Below are 18,648 nucleotides of genomic sequence, written 5' to 3'. Positions count from 1 at the left end.
ATCTCATGGAACAACTTAGCTCACCCCTTTCTCGCCCATTAGACATTCAAGACATTACTGAATTTAAAGATAAATCAGATCTAGAATTAGAAATAAATCGTGCATGGCGCCGTGATGAATCTGAATGTGTCGAAACACTTCTCGAACAGACCGAGATTGATCAAGAAATTTCAGACAAAATTTATCAATTAGCCTTCAATTTAGCGCATTCATTACGTGAACGTAAAGGGTCAGCGGGCAAAGCAGGCATTGTACAGGGTTTATTACAAGAATTTTCATTATCTTCACAAGAAGGTATTGCGCTCATGTGTTTAGCTGAAGCGCTGTTACGTATCCCTGATAAAGCAACACGTGACTTATTGATCAAAGACAAAATCAACCAAGGCAATTGGAAAGATCATTTAGGTCAAAGCAGCCTAATGTTTGTAAACGCGGCAGCATGGGGCTTAATGTTGACCGGTAAGTTAATGGAAACACCTAAAGCAAATAGTTTATCTGGTCTACTCACAGGCATCTTGGCACGAAGTGGCCGTGGCATTATTCGCAAAGCCGTTGATGTTGCTATGCGTATGATGGGTGAACAGTTTGTTACAGGTGAAACCATTGATGAGGCGTTAAATAATGCCGAACGATTAGAAGAACAAGGCTTCCGTTACTCATATGATATGTTAGGTGAAGCAGCGCTTACAGATCATGATGCGGAGCGCTATTATCAAGATTATACAAATGCGATTCATGCGATTGGTAAGGCATCATCCAACAAAGATGTTTACGAAGGCCCTGGGATCTCAATCAAACTTTCGGCGCTTCATTCACGTTATCAACGCTCGCAAATTGACCGTGTACACGATGAACTTTATCACAAAGTCTTTAATTTAGCGGTTCTAGCAAAACAATATGATATTGGTCTAAATATCGATGCTGAAGAAACTGATCGGCTGGAAATTTCATTGGAACTTCTTGAACGCTTATGTTTCGAACCAAAATTGAATGGCTGGAAAGGCATTGGATTTGTGATTCAAGCTTATCAAAAAAGATGTTTTTACGTGGTCGATTACATCATTGATTTAGCTAAGCGTAGTCAAAAACGTTTAATGATCCGTTTAGTCAAAGGCGCCTATTGGGACAGTGAAATTAAGAAAGCACAAGTTGAAGGCATGACCGATTATCCTGTCTTTACTCGAAAAGTGCACACAGATTTATCTTATATTGCATGTGCTCGCAAACTTTTAGCCGAACCAGACTTTATTTATCCGCAATTCGCGACACATAATGCACAAACCTTAGCCACTATTTATCATTTAGCGAATCCTGAACAATATTATAAGGGACAATACGAATTCCAATGTTTACATGGCATGGGCGAACCACTTTATGAACAAGTCGTCGGTTCTAAAGCAGATGATAAACTTGGCATACCTTGCCGAATTTATGCACCTGTCGGAAATCACGAAACCCTTTTGGCTTATTTGGTTAGACGATTGCTTGAAAATGGGGCAAACACGTCTTTTGTAAATCGTATTGCTGATAAAACACTCAAAATTGATGACTTGATTGAAAATCCACATCAAACCATTGATGTCACAAGTCGAATCGAAGGCAAAGTTGGATTAAAGCACCCTGCTATTCCATATCCGAAACATTTATATGCTGATCATCGCCCTAACTCTCTTGGAATTGATCTTGCAAATGACCAAGACCTTGAACATTTGAATCATACTTATCAACAATGGTCTAAAGTTCAAATTAAAGCCACCCCAATGGGTCTGAGATTAGATGAATCCGTACACGATACAAAGTCAATGGCAATTCTCAATCCTGCGAACCATCAAGATATTGTCGGTGAAGTGACGGAGACTCATGCCATGCAAGTGGAAATGGCGTTAGTTAATGCGACTGAAGCACAGCAGGATTGGCAAAATTTAGAAAAAGATCAACGTGCAGAATATTTAATTACAGCATCCAATGTGATGGAGTCTCGACTTGAAGAGCTAATGGTTCTGCTCAGTCGTGAAAGCGGTAAAACATTTGCCAATGCGATTGCTGAAGTACGCGAAGCAGTAGATTTCTTACGCTACTACGCAGCACAAGTGAAAGATCTAGAACACAAAGCCGTTATTCAACCCTTAGGTACAGTACTGTGTATTAGTCCTTGGAACTTCCCATTGGCAATTTTTACAGGTCAAATCGCGGCGGCACTTGTAACAGGGAATACTGTAATCGCCAAACCAGCGGAGCAGACCCCTTTAATTGCCTCAATTGCAGTTCAGATCCTTTGGGAATCTGGCGTACCACAATCTGTCTTACAGCTCTTGCCAGGACGTGGTGAAACAGTGGGTGCACAACTCAGTAGTGATCATCGTATTCAAGGTATTATGTTTACAGGGTCAACTGAGGTTGCGAAAATTTTGCAGAAAACCGTTTCAAAACGACTGAATCAATTTGGTCAATCAATACCTCTCATTGCAGAAACCGGCGGTCAAAATGCCATGATCGTAGATTCTTCTGCCCTGACTGAACAAGTGGTATTAGATGTTGTCAGCTCAGCATTTGATAGTGCTGGTCAGCGTTGTTCAGCACTGCGAATTTTATGTGTTCAAGAAGATAATGCGCATACCGTAATCAAAATGCTTAAAGGTGCGATGAAGCAATTGCGTGTCGGTATTCCAAGTTTATTAAAAACTGATATTGGACCTGTTATTGATCGCGAAGCAAAACAAACCATTGATCAACATATCAATAAAATGAAATCTTTGGGCTATCCCGTTCAACAACTCATGTTGGATGAAGATGACTCTCATCTCAAGCAAGGCACATTTGTTAAGCCGACTTTGATTGAGTTACCACATTTAGATGATCTTGAACGTGAAGTTTTTGGTCCAGTACTGCATGTCATTACTTATAAATATGGCGAACTTGATCGACTTATTGATCAAATCAATGCCAAAGGCTATGGTTTGACTATGGGCTTACACACACGGATCGATGAAACCATACAAACCGTAATTTCAAAAGCAGAAGTTGGAAATCTCTATATTAATCGCAACATTGTAGGTGCTGTTGTCGGTGTACAACCCTTCGGTGGAGAAGGTTTATCTGGTACAGGTCCCAAAGCTGGTGGACCGATGTATATTTATCGCTTAATGCATGAATGTACACATAAAAAAATTGCACAACCTTATGCAACGAGCCAAGCCGTTGAATTGACTGAACATCAAAACGTATTGAATCAATATAAAGATTGGGTCAATAAGTCATTTCCTCATTATCAAATGAAGGCGTTGCAACCAAGTTGTGTCGGACATAGCTATGAATTACAAGGACCAACAGGTGAAAGCAATCAATATGTTGTGTTACCGAGACATCGTGTTTTAAGCTTGGCAGATCAAGAAATAGATCAGATTCATCAACTTCATGCCATTCTCGCGGTTGGCTCTCAGCCAACTGTTCTAGGTGAGAATACGTTTGTTTTAAAATACTTACAGTCTATGCCTAAAGAAGTCGCTCAACGTATCGCCATTATTGCTGATATTGAGACAGGTAGTTTTGATGCAATTCTACATCATGGCACCAAAAATCAACTGTTAAAATTGCAAGATAAAGTGGCTCAGCGACAAGGTCCGATCATCGGAATTACACATCTAGAGCCTGGTAATTATGACATTCCTTTAGAACGCTTCTTTATTGAACGTGCAATTAGTATTAATACCGCAGCTGCTGGTGGTAATGCGAGTCTAATGACCATGCAAGCTTGATTCTGTTGAGTCAAAAAAACCAGTGCATTGCACTGGTTTTTTATTTGTGATTTAAACAGCAAGCATACTATTTAAAGTTTCCGATACATTTTTAGATTTCACGATAGGTTTCAATGCTTCGAGTTTCGCTTTGACTTCGGCTTGTTGAGGTTGGGCTAACGTGTACCAACGTGACAAAAGTTGTAACAAACGTGAGCCTACAATCGGATTCTTTTCGTCCAAATATTGAGCCAACTGAATAATGTGATCTACCCCAAAACTCCAAGTATTCACAGGGTTTGAATTTAAACCACCAGTTACAGCACGGATTCGATTAGGTACTTTAAGATCGTAATCAGCATGTGATGTCAGTTTTTGAATCGTCTCTGCTGTCGCTTTCGGATGAGCTGCTTGGATCATAAACCACTGATCCATTGATAGAGCCTCATCTTTAAAACGCGCATAGAAATCTTCTAAAATTTCAGCAGCTTGTGGTGCATCATTCCACACCAACACTTTTAAAGCACCTAAACGTTCAGACATATTACGTGTTTGACGATACTGTTGCTCAGCTAAGTCAAATGCAGCTTCATCTCCTTGACGCGCAATAAAAGAAAGCATGATGTTCTTTAAAGCACGTGTACCCATAGCTTGGGAAAAATCTGACTGTGTTGCTGGATCTAATGATAAATAAGTCTCTTTAGCAAAATCACCTAAACGGCGAGACAAAGTATCTAATAGAGCGTTACGCTTTTCATAGATCGCTGTCGGTTGATAATCGTAGTCAATACGACTACCCAAATAACCTTCACTCGGAACATCAAATAAACGTGAAGCTAACAGCGGATCTTGCTGAATTACTCTAGGTAGCGTTTTTAACATCGCTTCAATATATATGTCAGCAGGTTGGTCATTTAATAAGATGCGCTCAAGCAATGTTTGCGTCGCTTGCCACTGATTAAAGCCATTGGTTTCGTACTGTAATAAGAACGCAAGCTGTTCATCAGTATAATTAAACTCTAAATTCACGGGTGCAGAGAAATTTCGTAATAGTGAAATTACAGGCACCTTCTCCACATTTTTAAACTCGATCGTTGCTTCATCATTCGTGAATAAGTAAACACCATCTTTGACTTTATCTTCAACCAAAGCCGAGCATTCAAGTTGAAGTTGCTCACCAGTGTGTTCATCAAACAAAGCCAAAGCGACAGGAATTGGAACCGCTTTTAAGTTTGGATATTTTGGATGTGGTTTTAAACTTTGCTTAAATTTTAAATGATAAGTTTTTTGCTCAGCATCATACTCACCTTTAGCTTCAAGCTTAGGTGTGCCCGGTTGGTTATACCAAGTTAAAAATCCTGATAAATCCACACCAGAACCTGCTGATAATGCAGCAACCCAATCTTCCACAGTCACAGCTTGACCATCATGGCGACGGAAATACTCATCCGTTCCTTTACGGAATTTTTCTTTACCTAATAAAGTCGCCATCATTCGGTTAATTTCTGCACCTTTTTCATACACAGTCGCTGTATAGAAGTTATTAATTTCTACGAAATGATCTGGACGTGGAGGATGAGACAATGGGCCTGAATCCTCAGGGAATTGGTGCGCTTTAAGCACTGCTACATCATCAATTCGTTGAACAGCAGCAGACTGCAAATCCTCAGAAAAAGATTGATCACGGAAAACGGTTAAACCTTCTTTCAAACAAAGTTGGAACCAGTCTCGGCAAGTGATTCGATTACCCGTCCAGTTATGGAAATATTCATGAGCGATAACAGATTGAACACGCATAATCGCAGCATCAGTCGTGTATTCTTCATCAGCTAAAACACATGATGTGTTAAAAATATTAAGCCCTTTGTTTTCCATTGCACCCATATTGAATGCACTGGTCGCGACAATCATATAATTGTCTAAATCATAAGGTAATCCATAGTGCTCTTCATCCCAACGCATAGAATGTTTAAGTGCTTCCATGGCAATATGGCACTTCGGAATATCTTTTTCTTCAGCATAAATTTCTAGAGCTACATCACGACCTTCAGACGTGACGTAACGATCTTTTAAAACCGCTAAGTCTCCAATGACACATGCAAAGAGATAGGCTGGTTTCTTGGTTGGATCTTGCCAAATGGTATAATGACGTCCTTCGCCTACTTCACCCGCTTCAATTAAATTACCATTCGCCAGTAGGACTGGAAATTTCTTATCCGCTTCGACACGTGTTGTGAAAACAGACAGCACATCTGGACGGTCTGGATAGAACGTAATTTTACGAAAGCCTTCTGGTTCGTTCTGTGTAACAAACAGATCAGATGCTGCTTGGTATAAACCTTCAAGTTGTGTGTTTGATTCAGGATGAATTTCAACGACTGTAACGATGCATGCATCATCAGGTGCATCTTTAATCACTAACTGTTCATCATCTAGATGATATTGCGAAGAATCTAACTCTTGACCATTCAGTGTAATTGACTTCAACTCAAGCTCACGACCAAGCAAAACCAAATCACCTTCAGTCTGACGTTGCATTTTTAGTGTGCCTGTCACCATCGTATGATCGTCATAGACTTGGATATTTAAATCAATCGAATCCACGACAAATGCTGGCTTCTGATAATCTTTCAAAAAAATCGTTTGATCTGCTTCGATCACTGGATTTGCCGCGATATTCATAACTCGTCCTATAAGCTGTTCTTTACAGCGATTATGCTTTTATGTGAAGTCAATTGATCATAGGTCAAAATTGACGAATTGTCTGTGTTTGACGCTCTATTTAATATGGGTCTATTCATGTTTTTTTCAATTTAATTTATTTGTAGTAACAACAGTTTGCTTCTTTATTACCCGTTTCAAATATCTTGTCTAAGTACGATAGAAATGTAACAAAAATTCACTTCTTTATTTTCAAGCATAATTATTGCTTCAGTTTAAGAGCGGTAATCATCAAAAAACTTATAAATCATAAATGAGGTGAAATATGCTCATCAGGGACCACATAGTCAGAGTAGAAAACATCAAAACCATGCAGATGATGGATGCTGCTAAAATTGATCATCGCGTGATTGCAGCATTTTTAACCAGCGAGGGAATGCCTATTGAAACATCAGAAGTCACAGCTGTATTGAAAAACTATGATGCACTCGGAATCAAGAGATTATCTCAAAAGAAATCTCAGGTACTGATCCAAGCTAAAATGCAACATTTTTCCGATTCAGAGCTCCCTTGCCCTTTAACCTATTAAACCCTCCATTCAAGTCGATCTAACGCTTGAGGAAATGATTTTCCGGTTCGATCTATTCATATCTTTCACATAAGCAGGCATTCACCTGCTTATTTTATTGATCGCAACACCAGTCAGATTTGTTTTCAATACTGACTCAATCAAGCGATGTTGAACAATCGTGTGTATAATTCTTTCATCTTGAAATTAAAGTGCTGCCATGTTGCAAATTCTCCAAAAAAATGCTGATGAAAGTAGTTTCTGTCCACTTTGTCAGGCCAGTATGTACTTTATTGAAGCAGAAGAATTTGATAAAGAAATCCTATTCCATCAATGCTCTCACTGCCATCATCAAGTCTTTCAAGATGAAAACCGAAACTGTCATTGTGAGCGTTGCACAGCAAAACGAAAGAAAATGATGCAGGAAACTCGCATTCAAGAACAACGTAAAATTGCATCGAAGAATAAAGACATACAAGAACTCGATTTGCATCAACTGAGCTTTATGCACAAGTTGTTTTTACTCTCAATATTAGATCAACAAGTTCATGAGCATACCCAACATCAAGAATTCATCGATTGGGAAAATATTAAATATCACACCATTACCCCAAGTTATTTATTTCAAAATCATTTGATGAAACAACTTTTGAAAGACAATATTCTTGTCCCACGTGACTTTTCGAGTGAACTCAGTCAATACTATATTAATGTCCGTCTTGACGGCTATTCTGAGCCGAGCTTGTTTAGTATTACCCAAGCGTTACGTCAGCTCTTTTATGAAAATCTGAGCCAAGGTGTACCATTTAAAAATAGTGATGAAGTGAAAAGTGCACTCTACACTCTGTTGTACCAAGAAATTATTCAATTTGCGCAATACTACTGTCGTACTTGGGGCATTCAAATTGCTGGAAATCAGAGTTTTCAAACCTTTTGTTTTAGATTATTAGACTCTCTCGCTGTAGGTCAAATCTATTATTTAGTTCAAACTGCGCTTGAATATTTGCACCATCAGAAAGCACTCCAAGCCCGTAATGAAAATTTTATCAATACCAACCTTTTAAAAAAGACCTTACAGCAATATCGTGAACGTTCTTTAGCTGAAAAATGGGAAACCTCAACACTGCCAAGGCTACCTAACTTGCCTTTAAGTAAAATGAGCGAAATCTTATTTTTTCATTTTCTAGGCTATGATGAATCAATCTTTTTTCAACCCGTTTGGCGATCGTGGAGTAAAATTGAGCCACGTTTAAATTTTTACTCACAAAAACGTTGTATGAATTGTGGCTCGAATGAACTTTCTGTGGATTATGACGCTGATGACTATGTCAGTTTAATTTGTCGTAATTGTAATCACCAAGACCACTATTTTACACGCTAGCGAACGACTATGAATCATCCAGAAAACTTGATAGCAAATGCTCCAAAAGATATTGAGGTTCAAACCCAAGAGATTCTTAAACAGGTCATTGAAGCATGGCATCTGTTAAAAACCACTCAACCTTTAGTGCATTGTATGACCAATCAGGTTGCTGCCAACTATGTCGCAAATGTACTGTTAGCTGCTGGTGCCTCACCTGCCATGATTGATAATCCTTTTGAAGCTGAAAGTTTCGTGAGTATTAGTCAAGCTTTAAGTATCAATTTAGGGACTCCTCATACAGAACAAGTTGCCGCAATGAAAATTGCCACAGAAACTGCTCACAAAAAAAATATACCTTGGGTATTAGATCCTGTTGGCTATAGTGCTGTTTTGCCATGGCGTACTGAAATTACAAATGATTTATTGCGGTTTAAACCCACCATTATCCGAGGTAATGCTTCAGAAATTGGGAGCTTAGCAGGACAACAAAATCAATCTAAGGGTGTAGACAGTACCCTCGATAGCGCTGCCGTAGTAGAACAGGCACAAACTTTATTAGATTACTCTGAATGTATCGCAATTTCTGGCGAATCTGATTTTATTCTTTCTAAGTCTTATGGATGTATGGTTAAGATTAATGGAGGTTCACATTTACAGCCAAAAGTTACCGCTACAGGATGCGCCTTAGGTGCATTAATTGCTGCTTATGCTGGCGTAACAAACCCAACCATGGCCTGTATTGCTGCCCATTTACACTTTGCCATCGCAGGTAAGCTCGCTTATACGCAGGCTCAAACTGTCGGAAGTTTTAATGTCGCTTTTATCGATGAACTCTATAGCTATTCGGCTGAAAAAATTCAAAATAGTGCAGATATCGAAATACTGACTTTTGCTGCATAACAAAAGGCTGAAGATCACTTCAGCCTTTTTTGTCTTACTTCTGAACTCTACCTTTACGATAATGCTCTTTTGGCATTTCCGCCAACTCAATGATCAATTGAACCGTTAAGCCTTGAGCATGATAACCATTAAAGCTATGAAGATACTCATTTAAGCGATCTGAAATAAGATTCTTTTGCTCTTCATTACGCCCCGTCATGATCCCTAAACGAACATGAATATAGGCTTGAGGCTCTTCGCCAAAACCAATCAGGAAATCACTATTAGCACGAATACGTGATTTGATATCAGAAGGATGCCCCACTAGACCTGTATCAAATAAAGCGTGGTTTAAGCCTAAAAGCAACGCTTTCGCATCTAAATTTTGAATATTATCCGAATACTCAACGATCATCTGTGGCATCTTAATTCCCTTTGCTTGTGTGTTAAAAAATCAATTTCAAACGCGTAACTCATTATTCAATGAATAATAAGGCTAATCTCACTTGGTCATAGCCCATACGCGGATTGGTATTTTCCACGATCGGACGCAACTTGATTGCGCCATCTTCACCGAAATGTTCAGGACTCTGTCTTTTAAGTAATTTTTTATAGATTTTACGTACTTGTTCAACGACTTCATCCCCAGGATGAGCAACCGAGATATCTAAGCCCTGCTCACGATGAAGTTTGCCTAAGTGGTTAATAATGGTTGCTGGCGTTAAACCACGCTCAACCGCAATATCCTGAATTTCATAACCATTTTCGAAGAGCTCGCGAGTTTCATCGAGAGTCGCGGTGGCATAATTGGCTTTGCCTGCATTTTTGGCAATTTTTTTCTCATTACGACTAATCTCAAGCTCATTGAGTGTGCCACCACAGTGCCGAATAAATGCCTTATGTTGCGCTTCTAAATCAGCATCACCAAAATGCGCTTCTGCTTCATCAGAGAGTTCTTGAAATCTTCGGTCGGCTTTAATTGCTAAACTGTCTAATTCTAATGCTTGCTCATTGAAGCCTAGCAACCTCAGACCATCAATAGATTTCAAACGAGATAAGGCGACATAGCCCTGACCCTTTTCAAAGGTATTCGCCAAATTGATTTCCGCCGCCGATAAAGTCATCCCTTGAGACTTATGAATAGTAATCGCCCAAGCTAACCGCAAAGGAACTTGGGAAAAACTCGCGATTGTCTTTCCTGCATCATTATCAACAGACCAGGTTTCAGGTTCGACCACCAGAACAGTGCCGTCTGTTAATTTAACTTTAGGTAATACCCCGTGATCATCTACTTCTTCAAAGCCAATGACTTCACCAAGGCTGCCATTGATATAACCCACATCAAAATTGTTTTTTACAAACATGACTTTGGCATGTTTCTTTAAGGTCAATTCTTCTGGTGCACGAACGGAAGATTTTAATGTCTCAATTAATTTTTCATTACCATCCATTTGTGCACAAAATTGATGACCATCCCCATCAATCTCATTTAAATGACGGTAATTAATGGCATCAACATCCATATTATGGGTATACAAACGTGTAAATGTTTCACCAATATCTTGCTCACGCGTTTGTTGTAAAGCTTGAATATGCTCGGCTTGAATATTTTGTGCACGGATTGCATTCAAAATATCATTCAAGGCTGAGTCATCTTGTCGATGTTGTTCAGTTAAATAACAAACACGAAATTTCGCTTCTACCCAAGCCTGAGACATAAAACAGAATTTATCTCGATTTTTTTCGTCATTGCGTCCGACTGGTGGTAACTGGAAGAAATCTCCGGCGGCAATCACCTGTATGCCACCAAATGCTTCATCAGACTCTTTAAAAAACTTAAGCACTTGATTAACTAAATTAAGCTGCTTCGCATGTAGCATCGAAATCTCATCGATGATCAATACCTGCGCATTTTCTAAATGCTCTTTGAGATATTTACGCTCTTTCATGCGCTTTAGATCATCATCTGATAAAAAATCTTTGATCCCGATCCCCGCCCACGTATGAATGGTCATCCCATTCATGTGTGTGGCTGCAATGCCTGTAGATGCGGTAATGGCGACTGAAACTTTTCGTGCCTTAAGATAATTAATATATTGATTAAGCGTATACGTTTTTCCTGCACCCGCAGAACCTGTCAAAAAGACATTTTCTCCTGCTTTCATTAACTTCAGTGCAGTTTCTTGTTTCATATGTGCTTAACCTAATTTGAACGCTCATAGCCTAACGACATTTCATCAAAAAGTTAAGCCAAAAATCAGCCTTGTGATCATGTTAACGCTTGAATACGTCAATTTAAGGCGCATCAGCTGTTGATTTGTTCAGGATCTCCAAAATTCCAAATCAACATTTCATTGACTTGATGTACAAACTCTTTAGCTTCCCTCACAACCTTAGGATCAGCAACTTCGTTATTGGGCAAACGCAGTTGGTCAAAATGCAACTGATCGAATTTAAAAAAACACCCGAGTGTCAAATGCTGTGAGGGATCATGTAAATTTGACATATGGAACGCCACATATTCACCATCAATAATTCTTTGGGTATAAGATAAAGCTAGACAATGTTTATAATTTACAGACTCTTGAATAATTTGCTCTAATTCATTCAACTCCTCAAATTTCCAATTCTCTGTATACATTACTGCTTGCGGTGATACTCGTTTCCAATGACTCTCAGAATGTCGCAATTTCAAAGTCGTCAATGTATCAACATAATGTAAATGTTGATGCCAACGTATTGCTTGCTGATACCATGCAGACCAAGTCATGTTTTTCGCAATGGTTCGATCTTGTTGAAAAAAATCAATGAGATAATCTGCGATATAAGAGTCAAAAATACTATTGCTGCGGTTATATTGAGAATTTGGATGCTTAAAGCGCTGCCTAAACTCATCTAGATTGATATGATACTGCTGCATTAAGAAATGAAAATGCGTTTGATGTTGTGTTGAGGGCTCAATAAATTTGATGATTTGATCAGGCAGATCTTTAACTAAGTCATTTAAAAACAACATATAAGACTGCATCACTTGAGAAATACGTTTAAAGACATATTTCACTGAACTCAATCCTTGCTGATCCAATGACCATAACAAGTCCAACCATTCCTTGAGATATAAAATAGAAGCCGTGAGTGGCTGTGATTTTTTAAAATCTTGAGCATTTTGTGCCTCATTCAATGCATATGAATGATGCTCAGCAGATAGTTCAAACCATGCTTGTTGCTGTGAAATACGTAAACACTCAGAAATAAATAAACGACCGATAACCTGTTCAAAATATTGAATCGAGAGTTGTATGACATGCGGATGTACTTTAGAGCAATCCACAAAACTTAAAGCGGTGACGGCCAATCGAATATTCGGATCTTTTAAATTTTCACTTACCCAGTCGATGACAAGATAATCTTGTTTAAATAACCAATTCACTGCTCTTTTGTGTATAAACAGTGGCGACTGTTGCGCTATATCTTCTACCCAATACTGCACATCTTTATTTAAAAAATTTTGTTTATTGAAAATATCTTGATACTGCCAATACCCTCGTTTGATCCAACGTGTAAAACCTAATAAATGCGGTGTTTGCTCGTTATGCAGTTTGAGTAAATTGAAATCAGGCTCTAAGTCTACCAATTGAGATAAGCTAAATTGTTCTTCGAAAGAAATTTGTGCCATACGATATAACCGTTTTGGCAACATTAATTCTGCTGAAGTGCTTAACCGATCGTATACTGGGATCAATTTTTGCACTGCAAGAAAATTATCTCCCATGACTGAATTGACCAAGCACAGATGTTTAAAATTCAGTTCAACTTCCAAAGGTATTTCAGCACCAAATCGACTGAAATTCAGCAAATGAGGTTCATCATAATACTCACTTTGCATCATGATTCGATCTAACTGCATCGCTTGCTGATCGGTCAAATTATAAAGGCATTGTTCAACACGATTTTCTCCATCGACCCATTTAAAGACTTCTTCTACCAACATTTGACGAAATAACTGCACTTTCGTTTTTAAATATAGAGAATGATGTGAGGCCTTATGATTAAAGATAAAACAAAAATCATTGAACATAAAATCCGCAATTTTTTGAATCTCGACATTTGCGTGGGATGTATAAAATTGAATTTTATAATCATCGATACACTCAACTGTGAGCAGTCCATCTGCGATCACTAAGCTATTATTTTCCTGATCAATTACGAATAAATTTTCAGGCGTAATCGTCCATAGATATAACCACTGATCCTGAAATACGGCTTTGAGTGTATCGCAATGATCAATTAATGCCTGTGCAGTATATTGATGACGTTGCTTTGGATTTTGCGGAGGACACGCCAGCATACAGTTTGCCTAAATAAGAAAGACTGGAAGAATTTTAAAAATAACAACGATATAACTATATTATTCTATCTTAAAATGAGTTGTGCTATTCAGATTCTGTAACTTTTGTATGAGTCAGATAAGCAGTTCGTATCATGCAACAATTATATGAAAATTTCTTGAAAGTACGTTTGACTCACTGCTCTGACTGTATTAAAACAATCTCATACTAAGAACTTTAGAGACAATAATGAAAACAGTGGTGATTACAGGTGCAAATACAGGAATTGGATTAGCGACAGCAAAAAAATTTGTTGAAGATGGTCATCATGTCGTACTTGCCTGTCGTAATTTGGATAAAGCTCAGAAAGCTAAAGCAGAAATCAGCACCAAAGGTCATGGTCAAATTGATATTGTAGAATTAGATTTAAATGATTTAAATCAAGTCAAATCTGCAGCACAAACTTTAAAAGAAAAATATTCACAGATTGATATTTTGGTCAACAATGCAGGTCTAATGACGCCTAAATTAGAAGAAACGGCTAATGGTTTTGAAAAACAAATAGGTGTCAATTATCTAGGACATTTTGTGTGGACAATACAATTGTTACCTTTACTTCAAAACGCGCCTTCAGGCCGTATCATTCATCTTGCATCCATGATGCATGTTCTGGGTAAAATTGACACACATCAATTTAAATTTCATTCTGTTAAAAAATATAACGGTGTACTCAGCTATGGAAATAGTAAATTAGCAAATTTACTATTTAGTCATGCCTTAGCTGAAAAGCTCAAAGGCACATCTATCACCAGTAATGCAATTCATCCAGGTGGTGTGGATTCCGAAATTTATCGCGAGCTTCCTAACTATCAATATCGCGCTTTAAAATTGTTCTTAATCACACCCAACAAACCAGCAAATCTTATTCATCAAATTGCGTTATCACCTGAATGGTCTAAGAAAACAGGTCAATACAAAAGTTTGCAAACACCAGCTTTTCAATCTGCACATGCGAAAAATCGTAGTTTAGCTCAGCGATTGTTTGACGAGACAGAACAACTTTTAAAAGAATATTTATAGTCAATATAAACAATTTTGAATCAGGGAATGAATCAATAGATGATCGAAAAAATGAGTGCTGAGACCACGCTAAAATACCAACCCGACATTTTAGGTGAAAAATTTGAGCAACATATTTTCAAATTTTCGCCTGATTATGATGGTGAGGTTATTGCAACATTAGTACGTCGTCCATCAGATATTCCATCAACTAAAGCTGTGCTGTATATCCATGGCTTTATTGATTATTTCTTTCAACAAGAAATGGCGAAAAAATTTAATGCCCAAGGTTTTCAGTTTTACGCCATTGACCTTAGAAAATACGGTAGATCACTACTTCCGCATCAAAAACCTTATTTTGTGAAAGACCTAACCGAATATGATGAAGATATTCATGCCGCATTGAATACAATTCAAAGTGACGGAAATGAATCGGTATTATTATGCGGTCATTCTACAGGCGGTTTAACTGCCACTTATTTTTCAATTCGACACCCTGATCATCCATTGATTAAAGCAATCTGGGCCAACAGCCCATTTTATGATTTCAATATGAATGTATTAAAAAAGAAATATGCGCTTCCAATGATTGCAAAATTAGCTCAGCAATTTCCGTTGATGCAATTACCAAGTGAATTAAATAAGTTTTACGTGAAGAGTTTGCACGAAAATTTGAACGGTGAATGGAGTTTTGATCTCAAGCTTAAACCTAAAACCTACACCAAAGTGTATTTGAGTTTTATTGGTGCTGTTGTGAAAGCACAACAGAAAATTCAATCTGGTCCTAAAATTTCAGTTCCGCTCCTTGTTATGCACTCAAGTCGCACGACCAATCCGAAGAAATACAATATTGATGTTCAGACCTCTGATGTGATTTTAGATGTAAAAACCATCGAAAAATATGCAAAAGGATTACAAGGTGATGTCACTGTAATGACAATTAAAGATGGCCTGCATGATTTGGTTCTTTCAAAAAAACTGGTTCGTCAGCAAGTGTATGACCAACTCTTTGCTTGGCTTTCTTCAAAAAATCTATAAATTCAGTTCATCTAAGACCTCATTTTACTGGTCTTGATTGTTAATGTGTATTGATCAAGCTGAATGGACTTTCTCTTGGTCATACAATATTTCTATTCTTCAACGTTCCCATCTCTTCACAGACCTTTGCGACCAATCTCCTTTTCACCCATTTGAAATATTATTTCTTGCTTTCTGTTTCTTGTTTTGAGCCATGGAGAAATTGGGTTGGTATTTGGTAGGTACACATCTTCTCAAGCGTGTCCAATACTGCAAACACGGTAAATATCGCCGAACACAACAATAAATGGTAAAAGGAATCTCACCATGGCTTTTAAAAATATTGCAGACCAAACAAACGGTTTTTATATCCCTTGTGTTTCACTTTTCGGACCAGGTAGTGCTAAAGAAGTTGGAAGCAAAGCTCAAAATTTAGGGGCTAAAAAAGCACTGATTGTGACTGATGCAGGTTTATACAAATTTGGTGTCGCAGATATCATCGCTGGCTATTTAAAAGAAGCGCAAGTGGAGAGCTACATATTTGCTGGTGCCGAGCCTAATCCGACTGATATTAATGTCCACGATGGTGTGGAAGCCTACAATAATAATGCTTGTGATTTTATTATTTCTTTAGGTGGTGGCTCTTCACATGATTGTGCTAAAGGTATTGGTTTAGTGACTGCAGGTGGTGGGCACATTCGCGACTATGAAGGAATCGATAAAAGTACCGTTCCGATGACACCTCTTATTGCAATCAACACAACTGCAGGAACTGCTTCGGAAATGACGCGTTTCTGTATTATTACCAATACAGAAACTCATGTAAAAATGGCAATCGTCGATTGGCGTTGCACTCCACTCATTGCCATAGATGATCCTAAACTGATGATCGCAAAACCTGCAGCATTGACAGCTGCAACAGGTATGGATGCGCTTACTCATGCCGTCGAAGCCTATGTTTCAACAGCAGCAAACCCAATTACAGATGCCTGTGCTGAAAAAGCCATCAGCATGATCAGTCAATGGCTGAGTCCTGCGGTTGCTAATGGTGAGAATATTGAAGCACGTGATGCAATGAGTTATGCACAATATTTGGCAGGCATGGCATTTAATAACGCCTCTCTAGGTTATGTACATGCCATGGCTCACCAATTAGGCGGTTTTTATAATCTTCCGCATGGTGTGTGTAACGCGATTTTACTCCCACATGTCTGTGAGTTCAACTTAATTGCCTGCCCTGATCGTTATGCCAAAATAGCTGAATTAATGGGTGTAAATATTGAAGGATTAACCATTAATGAAGCTGCATATGCAGCAATTGATGCGATAAAAATCCTCTCTCAATCTATTGGCATTCCAACAGGATTAAAAGAGCTTTCGGTTAAAGAGGAAGATTTAGAAGTGATGGCTCAAAATGCACAAAAAGATGCCTGCATGCTCACTAACCCACGTAAAGCAGATCTCCAACAAGTCATCAACATTTTTAAAGCTGCAATGTAAACTTTTGAGTTGCTAGATCTAAAAGAGAATCTGGATACACTTCAGATTCTCTTTTTTACTCTTTGATTCTCAATCGAATCTGATAGTGCATTACATCAGGAACGGCGGCGTTAAATTTTTGTAGGTATAAATAAATGAGGATAAAATACATTAACAATACGAAGAATATGCTTTAGGCCGTTGTGTTTTACTTTAATTCGGCTCAATTACGATAGTGCTGTAAAAGTTGTTGCGTTGAATAATCTTGCGGAGACAACTCCATTAAACGCTCCATTGCATCAACTGCATCAGGATTTCGTGCAATGTATTTTAAAAGCACTTCAACATCACAATAGTTAAAAATTGCTTCACTCAAACGCGAATCTAAACAATTTCGCCAAGAACATAAGAATGGGCTTTCTGTTTTTGCGAGCATTACACCATTGACCTGCTGTAAAGCTTTATCAATAAATCCAACGTCTAAAGCATTTTCGATTCGGAGGAAATCAGCCTCAATATGCGCCAGTAATTTATAGGGTCTTGAGCCTAACATTCCACCCAATAAATCTCGAAGCTGCGACATTTCAGCTTTTAAAGTTCCCATGCTTACCTTTCGCTCCCCATACAAAGCTTGATGAAGCGAATCTAAGCTAAGCCCTTGAGGACATAATGCCAATATTGTCAAAATTTCAATCTGTCTAGGTGTAACCACCAAGGTACGTCCGTTAAATATGACTTGAGGAATTCCAAAGGTACGAATAAATAAATGTTGGCGTTGATAATTCAGTAATGCTGATTGTATTAAAGATGCACAACGTTCTGCTGCGAGTAGTCCAAAACTATTGTGATGATCCCATGTCGTTGATAAATCTAATACACCAATGAGTTGCTTTGAAAATGGATCAACAATTGGTGCTGCATAGCACACCCAATCATGAATAGACTCCATATAGTGTTCATTTGAAAACACACAACTTGATTTTTCAGTTTTCAAGGTTAATGCTAAAGCATTGGTTCCAACCACTTCCTCCCGCCATTGACCTCCTTCAATAAAGTGAACACGTTCTGCAGCCTTACGCATTTGTTGACTAGCTTCCGTCCAAATAATGGTGCTGTTGATATCGCCTACCGCAAGTACCATAGATGATTGTTGTGCAACATGTTTTAACTCTTGTTCACATATTTTCAATGCTTGATTTAGGCTGTTACTTTCAACAGTACTCGTTGTGATCAACGGCGCTACCATTCGCTCTTTCGGAATTTCTGCCAACTTCGATCTTTGCCAAGACTTTAAAATATGCTGACCAAGTTGTTTCGCCTGTACAGTTGAAAGACTGATTTTCTCTCTAAGTGTTTCTATTTGTTGTCTTTGCTTGATAAGAGTCTGCATTGAGTTCATTCCTTATTATCTCAACATTTCCCAATATGCATATGTTGTACTTATTATAGTTATAGTATTTGTTGATCAGTTGTAAACCTTCATCATTCCAACCTTTTTCCAACCTTATTGTGGTTATTTTAACTCATCAATAATAGAAGATATCTAATACCAAAGACGAA

The 18,648-nt window shown here is 38.2% G+C and carries 12 protein-coding genes; 7 read left to right on the top strand and 5 right to left on the bottom strand.

Going from position 1 to position 18,648, the window contains the following annotated elements; all coding sequences use genetic code 11:
• Positions 1 to 5: 5 nt before the first annotated feature.
• On the top strand, positions 6 to 3,755 hold the full coding sequence (gene putA, locus AC1M9A_RS02660; RefSeq protein ID WP_481609568.1) for a trifunctional transcriptional regulator/proline dehydrogenase/L-glutamate gamma-semialdehyde dehydrogenase: 3,750 nt from the start codon (positions 6 to 8) through the stop codon (positions 3,753 to 3,755).
• A gap of 51 nt (positions 3,756 to 3,806) precedes the next feature.
• On the opposite strand, the gene pepN is transcribed toward putA, so the two are convergent.
• Positions 3,807 to 6,416, bottom strand: coding sequence for an aminopeptidase N (gene pepN, locus AC1M9A_RS02655; protein WP_481609567.1), 2,610 nt, complete (start codon positions 6,414 to 6,416; stop codon positions 3,807 to 3,809).
• Between the two features lie 304 nt (positions 6,417 to 6,720).
• Here pepN and AC1M9A_RS02650 point away from each other — a divergent pair, with 304 nt between their 5' ends.
• From AC1M9A_RS02650 to thiM, 3 genes are all read left to right on the top strand, one after another.
• Positions 6,721 to 6,984 (top strand): hypothetical protein, encoded by a 264-nt coding sequence (locus AC1M9A_RS02650; RefSeq protein WP_035263756.1) that lies wholly within the window; start codon positions 6,721 to 6,723, stop codon positions 6,982 to 6,984.
• Positions 6,985 to 7,183: 199 nt separating this feature from the next.
• Entirely contained in the window at positions 7,184 to 8,344 is a 1,161-nt protein-coding gene (locus AC1M9A_RS02645; protein WP_481609566.1) for a hypothetical protein, read from the top strand.
• 9 nt (positions 8,345 to 8,353) lie between these two features.
• Entirely contained in the window at positions 8,354 to 9,226 is an 873-nt protein-coding gene (gene thiM / locus AC1M9A_RS02640; protein WP_481609565.1) for a hydroxyethylthiazole kinase, read from the top strand.
• Between the two features lie 34 nt (positions 9,227 to 9,260).
• On the opposite strand, the gene AC1M9A_RS02635 is transcribed toward thiM, so the two are convergent.
• The 3 genes from AC1M9A_RS02635 to AC1M9A_RS02625 form a co-directional block, all read right to left on the bottom strand.
• Positions 9,261 to 9,629, bottom strand: coding sequence for a 5-carboxymethyl-2-hydroxymuconate Delta-isomerase (locus AC1M9A_RS02635; protein ID WP_180027772.1), 369 nt, complete (start codon positions 9,627 to 9,629; stop codon positions 9,261 to 9,263).
• A gap of 52 nt (positions 9,630 to 9,681) precedes the next feature.
• Positions 9,682 to 11,397, bottom strand: coding sequence for an AAA family ATPase (locus tag AC1M9A_RS02630; protein ID WP_481589920.1), 1,716 nt, complete (start codon positions 11,395 to 11,397; stop codon positions 9,682 to 9,684).
• Positions 11,398 to 11,510: 113 nt separating this feature from the next.
• On the bottom strand, positions 11,511 to 13,553 hold the full coding sequence (locus AC1M9A_RS02625; RefSeq protein ID WP_481609564.1) for a hypothetical protein: 2,043 nt from the start codon (positions 13,551 to 13,553) through the stop codon (positions 11,511 to 11,513).
• A 229-nt stretch (positions 13,554 to 13,782) separates the two neighbouring features.
• Here AC1M9A_RS02625 and AC1M9A_RS02620 point away from each other — a divergent pair, with 229 nt between their 5' ends.
• The 3 genes from AC1M9A_RS02620 to mdh all read left to right on the top strand — a co-directional run bounded on the left by AC1M9A_RS02620 (position 13,783) and on the right by mdh (position 17,109).
• The gene (locus AC1M9A_RS02620) at positions 13,783 to 14,613 is read left to right on the top strand and encodes an SDR family oxidoreductase (RefSeq protein WP_481609563.1); all 831 of its coding nucleotides are present in this window, start codon (positions 13,783 to 13,785) and stop codon (positions 14,611 to 14,613) included.
• A gap of 51 nt (positions 14,614 to 14,664) precedes the next feature.
• Entirely contained in the window at positions 14,665 to 15,630 is a 966-nt protein-coding gene (locus tag AC1M9A_RS02615; protein WP_481609675.1) for an alpha/beta hydrolase, read from the top strand.
• A 306-nt stretch (positions 15,631 to 15,936) separates the two neighbouring features.
• Complete coding sequence (gene mdh, locus AC1M9A_RS02610) at positions 15,937 to 17,109, top strand: iron-dependent methanol dehydrogenase (RefSeq protein ID WP_035263769.1); 1,173 nt, start codon at positions 15,937 to 15,939, stop codon at positions 17,107 to 17,109.
• Positions 17,110 to 17,311: 202 nt separating this feature from the next.
• On the opposite strand, the gene AC1M9A_RS02605 is transcribed toward mdh, so the two are convergent.
• Positions 17,312 to 18,487: a sigma-54-dependent transcriptional regulator family protein gene (locus AC1M9A_RS02605; RefSeq protein WP_481595370.1), complete on the bottom strand. Its 1,176-nt coding sequence runs from the start codon at positions 18,485 to 18,487 to the stop codon at positions 17,312 to 17,314.
• Between the last annotated feature and the right edge of the window lie 161 nt (positions 18,488 to 18,648).

The sequence above is a fragment of the Acinetobacter sp. ANC_7634 genome (assembly GCF_056779875.1).
The sequence above is the reverse complement of the archived record's forward strand: the minus strand, read 5'-3'. Positions and strand labels throughout refer to the sequence as shown.

Excerpts from the sequence above, each read along its gene's own strand:
- putA (WP_481609568.1), top strand. The coding sequence starts at position 6 with ATGGAACAACTTAGCTCACCCCTTTCTCGCCCATTAGACATTCAAGAC.
- pepN (WP_481609567.1), bottom strand. The coding sequence starts at position 6,416 with ATGAATATCGCGGCAAATCCAGTGATCGAAGCAGATCAAACGATTTTT.
- AC1M9A_RS02650 (WP_035263756.1), top strand. The coding sequence starts at position 6,721 with ATGCTCATCAGGGACCACATAGTCAGAGTAGAAAACATCAAAACCATG.
- AC1M9A_RS02645 (WP_481609566.1), top strand. The coding sequence starts at position 7,184 with ATGTTGCAAATTCTCCAAAAAAATGCTGATGAAAGTAGTTTCTGTCCA.
- thiM (WP_481609565.1), top strand. The coding sequence starts at position 8,354 with ATGAATCATCCAGAAAACTTGATAGCAAATGCTCCAAAAGATATTGAG.
- AC1M9A_RS02635 (WP_180027772.1), bottom strand. The coding sequence starts at position 9,629 with ATGCCACAGATGATCGTTGAGTATTCGGATAATATTCAAAATTTAGAT.
- AC1M9A_RS02630 (WP_481589920.1), bottom strand. The coding sequence starts at position 11,397 with ATGAAACAAGAAACTGCACTGAAGTTAATGAAAGCAGGAGAAAATGTC.
- AC1M9A_RS02625 (WP_481609564.1), bottom strand. The coding sequence starts at position 13,553 with ATGCTGGCGTGTCCTCCGCAAAATCCAAAGCAACGTCATCAATATACT.
- AC1M9A_RS02620 (WP_481609563.1), top strand. The coding sequence starts at position 13,783 with ATGAAAACAGTGGTGATTACAGGTGCAAATACAGGAATTGGATTAGCG.
- AC1M9A_RS02615 (WP_481609675.1), top strand. The coding sequence starts at position 14,665 with ATGAGTGCTGAGACCACGCTAAAATACCAACCCGACATTTTAGGTGAA.
- mdh (WP_035263769.1), top strand. The coding sequence starts at position 15,937 with ATGGCTTTTAAAAATATTGCAGACCAAACAAACGGTTTTTATATCCCT.
- AC1M9A_RS02605 (WP_481595370.1), bottom strand. The coding sequence starts at position 18,487 with ATGAACTCAATGCAGACTCTTATCAAGCAAAGACAACAAATAGAAACA.